We start from the raw sequence: 5,792 nt of genomic DNA, 5'->3' as shown, positions 1-5,792 counted from the left end.
ATTTATAGCTAACCCAAGTCACCAAAGAGTGATGGCGTGTTGACATAAAATAAAGGAAAACAAAATGGCAAGCGAACTAAACCCACTGGGCCTGTTAGGCATTGAATTCACCGAATTTGCTAGCCCAGATACTGAATACATGCATCAGGTATTCATCGATTTTGGTTTTTCGATGTTAAAAAAAGCCAAAAATAATGACATTGTTTACTACAAACAAAATGACATTAACTTTCTATTGAATAAAGGCCGTGCAGGGTTTTCTGCAGAATTTGCCAAATCTCATGGCCCGGCTATTTGTTCAATGGGTTGGCGTGTAGAAGATGCACAGTTTGCATTTACAGAAGCCGTTGCCCGTGGTGCAAAACCAGCCGATGATGCCAATAAAGATATGCCTTACCCAGCTATTTACGGTATCGGCGATAGCTTGATTTATTTTATTGACACTTTTGGTGAGCAAAACAATATTTATCAAACTGACTTTGTTGATTTAGAGCAGCCTATCGTAACGCCTGAAAAAGGCTTTATGGAAGTCGACCATTTAACCAATAATGTCTACAAAGGCACTATGGAAAAATGGGCTAACTTTTACAAAGACATCTTTGGTTTTACTGAAGTGCGTTATTTTGATATCAGCGGCGCACAAACCGCATTGGTATCTTATGCCCTACGTTCACCGGATGGCAGTTTCTGTATCCCGATAAACGAAGGTAAAGGCAATGATAAAAATCAGATTGATGAATACTTAGGTGAATACAATGGCCCAGGTGTTCAGCATCTTGCATTTAGAAGTCGCGACATTGTGGCCTCACTTGATGCAATGGAAGGCACCTCAATCAAAACACTGGATATTATTCCTGAATATTACGACACCATTTTCGAGAAGTTGCCACAGGTGACCGAAGATCACGATCGTATCAAACATCATCAAATTTTGGTTGATGGTGATGATGAGGGTTATTTACTGCAAATTTTCACCAAAAATCTTTTTGGCCCTATCTTCATTGAAATCATTCAACGTAAAAACAACCTTGGCTTTGGTGAAGGTAACTTTACTGCGTTATTTGAATCAATCGAACGCGATCAAATGAAACGCGGCGTGCTGTAATTTTATAGACACGAAGTGATACATAAAAACCAGCAAATTGCTGGTTTTTATCATTTTAGGCCTTTACACTCTGCCATCTACATTCTAATTAAAGACCTTTCTAATGCCAGATTACGCTGTACTCGCTGTGTTTATTCCAACGTTCTTTTTTGTGTCTATCACCCCCGGTATGTGCATGACTTTAGCCATGACACTCGGAATGAGTATTGGTGTACGCAGAACCTTATGGATGATGTTAGGCGAATTAGTGGGCGTGGCGTTGGTCGCCATTGCAGCAGTACTTGGGGTTGCCAGCATCATGCTAAATTACCCACAGGTGTTCGATATTCTTAAGTGGGTGGGTGGTGCTTACCTTGGCTACATTGGCATTAATATGTGGCGTGCTAAAGGCAAAATGGCCATCATCACTGGTATTGAAGTCAAAGCCAGTCGCATGAGCTTAATCAGCCAAGGATTTATTACCGCGATTGCCAACCCTAAAGGTTGGGCTTTTATGATTTCACTATTACCGCCATTTATAAATGTCGATAATGCCGTCGGGCCACAACTCGCCGTTTTGCTTGGTATAATAATGGTTACCGAAAGTGTGTCTATGCTGGCTTATGCTAGCGGCGGTAAAAGCTTACGGTTATTTTTAAGCCGCGGAGATAATATCCGCTGGATGAATCGTATCGCCGGAAGCTTGATGATTCTGGTTGGTATTTGGTTAGCACTAGGCTAACCCTTAAAGAACAATGGATGTGTAAATTACTCCATATTATGTTGATGTATTATCAATTGACTTATACGGCAGTTGTTCACACATTTGTTGCATATAAATGTCGATATGAGATTGTTCTTGTTTACAAAAGTCACCGATAGCATCATTAAAGCCTTCATGAGCAATAAAATGACTTGAGGTAGTTTTAACCGAGCGAAATCCTCGCGCTACTTTATGTTCGCCTTGTGCACCAGCATCAAAAACGCTTAATTTATTAGCAATAGCGTACTCAATGCCTTGGTAATAACATGCTTCAAAATGGACATGGTCACATTCAGTTAACGCTCCCCAATAGCGACCATATAAATGTGTGTCTGACACAAAATATAATGCTGATGCCACTAATTGTGCGTCACTATTTTCAATCAATAATAGTCGTATCATTGAGCCCATAGTTGCTGCTATCTGCTCAAAAAATGCTGCCGATAAATACCCTTTATGACCCGAACGCTTTAAATAAGTATTTTGATAACACCGCACAAAATCTTGCCATTGCTCTGCACTCGCATTATCACCATCAATAAATCGGAACTGTAGTTGCTGCCTTGCTGAAGTCCGCTCTTTAGTGATATTTTTGCGTTTACGTGACGTTAATGTACTGAGAAAGTCATTAAAATCAGCATAGTTTTGGTTGTGCCAATGAAACTGACAACCAACACGCTCCATTACCCCTGCTTGTGCAAACTGAAGATGTTGCTCGGTATTGGTAAATAAACAATGCCAAGATGACCATCCCTGTTTCATAACCGTTTGTGACAGATAGGTTTGAATACCGTCAATCAAGTGTTGTTGATCGTGTTTTGGTAACCTTTGATCAATACCAATACGCCGCCCTGTAGTAGGAGTGAAAGGTACACTGCTCACGAGCTTGGGGTAATAATCTATATTATGACGCTCATAAGCTTCTGCCCATGCCCAATCAAACACATATTCGCCCCAAGAATGACTTTTAAGGTACAACGGCATTAATGCAATAATATTATCGCCATCCATCACCATAAGGTGCATCGGTGTCCAGCCTGTTTCAGTGCTAACACAGCGACTCATTTCCAGAGCGGATAAATATTCATGGCGCGTAAAAGGATGAAATGATCCAAAAAAAGTATTCCATACTAAAGAATCTATATTGCTAATACTATTAACAAATTTATATTGATAAACTCGCGTTTGTGTTTGTTCCACCCACACCTACCCTATAATAATTAATGCTCAACCGTTAAAACTCATACCAATTGTTGCTATCCTGTGGCATGTTCTATCACAATATCTTCTCAATACACACCAAGGATTGATCGTGACACGATTCCCTAAGTTAACCCCGCTTTTTTTGAGCACCGCATTAACTCTTACACTTTGTTATCCTGCACTTCATATTGCTGACAGCCAGGCAAATGAAGCTTCAATCTTTAGTGAAATGGCAACGGCTCAGCCAATCTATGCTAAGCATGGCATGGTTTCAAGCCAAGAAGCATTAGCCAGTCAAATTGGCGTTGATATTTTAAAACAAGGTGGCAACGCAGTCGATGCGGCGGTAGCAGTGGCCTACGCCCTTGCAGTAACCTTACCTCGCGCGGGTAATATTGGTGGCGGTGGCTTTATGTTGGTGCATTTAGCCGAGCAAAATAAAACCATTGCTATCGATTACCGTGAAACAGCCCCTGCTAAAGCACACAAAGATATCTTCCTTGATGAACAAGGTAATGCAGTTGACAAACTCAGTCGTGAACATGGTTTAGCCGTTGGCGTACCAGGCACTGTTATGGGGATGGAGCTGGCCTTAAAACAATATGGCACCATGAAAATGGCGCAAGTGATCAAGCCTGCGATTAAACTCGCCAAAGACGGAATATTAGTCACTTCAGATCTATCAAACTCATTAGCGGGTCTTAAATCTCGTATTACCCAATGGCCAAGTTCGGCAGAGATTTTCTACCATGCCGACGGCAGTAATTATCAAGTCAATGAATTGCTCAAACAACCCGAGTTAGCACAGTCATTATCTTTGATTGCCCAGAAAGGTAGCAAAGGGTTTTATCAAGGTGAAACGGCTAAGAAAATTGTCTCTGCAGTACAGAATGCGGGCGGCATAATGAGTTTAACTGATCTGGCTAACTATAAAGTGATTGAACGCGAACCTGTGCGGGGTAATTACCGAGGTTACGAAGTGGTTTCTATGCCGCCACCATCTTCAGGTGGTATCCATATTATCGAAATGCTCAATGTACTCGAGCAATTCCCCATTGATAAATTAGGCCACAACACCGCAAACACTTTGCATCTTATGGCCGAAACAATGAAATATGCTTATGCAGATCGAAGTGAGTATTTAGGTGACCCTGATTTTGTTAATGTGCCAGTTAAACAATTGACTAGCAAAGAATACGCTAAAGAGATTGCCAGCAAAATCGCCATTAATAAAACCACACCTAGCAGCGAAATAAAACCTGGAAACCTTGCGCCGTATGAGAGCGATCAAACTACCCACTTCTCAGTTATCGATAAATGGGGCAATGCCGTAGCTAATACTTATACTCTTAATTTTAGTTATGGTTCTGGCTTAGTCGCTAAAGGCACGGGCATTTTATTAAACAATGAAATGGATGACTTTTCGGCTAAACCAGGTACACCAAATGGTTATGGCTTAATTGGTGGTGACGCAAATGCGGTAGAAGGAAATAAGCGTCCTCTCAGTTCAATGAGTCCTACTATGGTGATGAAAGATGGCAAACCTTTCATTGTTACCGGCAGCCCTGGTGGCTCGCGAATTATTAATATTACGCTGCAAATGATCATGAATGTGATTGATCATAACTTAAACATTGCCGAAGCAACTGCTGCTGCACGTATGCATCACCAATGGTTACCTGATTTTATTTGGGTGGAACATACATTGAATCGCGATACGATTTCATTACTTGAAGCCAAAGGTCACAAAGTGAAAGTGCAAGAGTCGATTGGCAGTACTCAATCGATAATGATGACAGAGCAAGGTCTTTTTGGCGCTTCAGACCCAAGACGCGCAGGTTCTGCCGCCATCGGCTACTAATACCGTAAACCATTCAAAATAATGCAATAGCGGCTTTAAATAATGTAAAGCCGCTATCATTAATTATTAATAACAAGAATGAATGAGTTATAACTTAATTTAACCTTAATGAAATTAACATCAATCAACAAATGCACCAAAATCAATACTCAACATACTTAAAAATATTGTATCGTTTTATACAATGTAAACGCTCAATATTATTAATGCTCATAAAAAATAAAGGCAACAGTTAGAATAACAACAAAATCAATGCATTGAATTAAAGCCCCCCTCCCGCCATTAAAAAATTAGATTATTTCAAACACTACAAATATTAAATCCTTCTGGTGTCTCACCGTTATTATTTTTTCGACGTAATTATTCAACCCACAGTGAATGTTAATATTTTAAGTCACTACTGAAACTGTTATTATCGCCATCAGTTTAGACCTTCCTAAATTAACAAAAGGCCCCATGCAGCTCATTAATTTAAAAATCAAGCATCGAATTGCCCTGCTAACCTTTGTCGCTATCGTGTCATTTGTCATTTCGATTCTCATCAATAATCAAACTGGCAAAAGTAATGCTCAACGCTTAAATGGACTTCAGAATCAACTTTATCCTGCGTTAAATCTTGCTACGGTGAATCAAGGCTTAATATTACAATTAGATCAAACGATCCAATCGGCTATTACAACAGGCGAAGAAGATGCACTAGATGTTGCCAATACTATGGTGTTGCAAATATCAGCTAACTTACGTCAGCTCGTCGATTTACAGCCCCAAGAAACCAATGTAACTCGACAACTTAATAAGGACGTAAACCTCTACTATAATAATGCTCGCAGTTTAGCTGCTGAGTTTATTAAAGATGATGTCGACTTTAGTAAAATTCAACG

4 protein-coding genes and 1 pseudogene are annotated in these 5,792 nt (G+C 40.1%); 4 read left to right on the top strand and 1 reads right to left on the bottom strand.

Annotated features, from left to right (window positions below; translation table 11 throughout):
* The first annotated feature begins 64 nt into the window (after positions 1 to 64).
* Both hppD and CXF78_RS12010 read left to right on the top strand, forming a co-directional pair.
* Positions 65 to 1,105, top strand: a complete 1,041-nt coding sequence (hppD, locus tag CXF78_RS12015; RefSeq protein WP_011637782.1) for a 4-hydroxyphenylpyruvate dioxygenase — start codon at positions 65 to 67, stop codon at positions 1,103 to 1,105.
* A 103-nt stretch (positions 1,106 to 1,208) separates the two neighbouring features.
* Entirely contained in the window at positions 1,209 to 1,826 is a 618-nt protein-coding gene (locus CXF78_RS12010; RefSeq protein WP_011637783.1) for a LysE family translocator, read from the top strand.
* 36 nt (positions 1,827 to 1,862) lie between these two features.
* Here CXF78_RS12010 and CXF78_RS12005 read toward each other — a convergent pair whose 3' ends face one another.
* Complete coding sequence (locus CXF78_RS12005; protein ID WP_102036923.1) at positions 1,863 to 3,047, bottom strand: GNAT family N-acetyltransferase; 1,185 nt, start codon at positions 3,045 to 3,047, stop codon at positions 1,863 to 1,865.
* 112 nt (positions 3,048 to 3,159) lie between these two features.
* On the opposite strand from CXF78_RS12005, the gene ggt reads away from it, so the two are divergent.
* Together ggt and CXF78_RS11995 are read left to right on the top strand one after the other, a co-directional pair.
* Positions 3,160 to 4,911, top strand: coding sequence for a gamma-glutamyltransferase (gene ggt, locus CXF78_RS12000; protein WP_102036922.1), 1,752 nt, complete (start codon positions 3,160 to 3,162; stop codon positions 4,909 to 4,911).
* Between the two features lie 456 nt (positions 4,912 to 5,367).
* Positions 5,368 to 5,792, top strand: a pseudogene (locus CXF78_RS11995) (methyl-accepting chemotaxis protein); the annotation flags it as partial.

The organism is Shewanella sp. 11B5 (assembly GCF_002836795.1).
Classification (GTDB): Bacteria; Pseudomonadota; Gammaproteobacteria; order Enterobacterales; family Shewanellaceae; genus Shewanella; species Shewanella frigidimarina.
This window is presented reverse-complemented; position numbering and strand designations above follow the sequence as displayed.

Coding starts and splice junctions, on each gene's coding strand:
- hppD (WP_011637782.1), top strand. CDS start 65: ATGGCAAGCGAACTAAACCCACTGGGCCTGTTAGGCATTGAATTCACC.
- CXF78_RS12010 (WP_011637783.1), top strand. CDS start 1,209: ATGCCAGATTACGCTGTACTCGCTGTGTTTATTCCAACGTTCTTTTTT.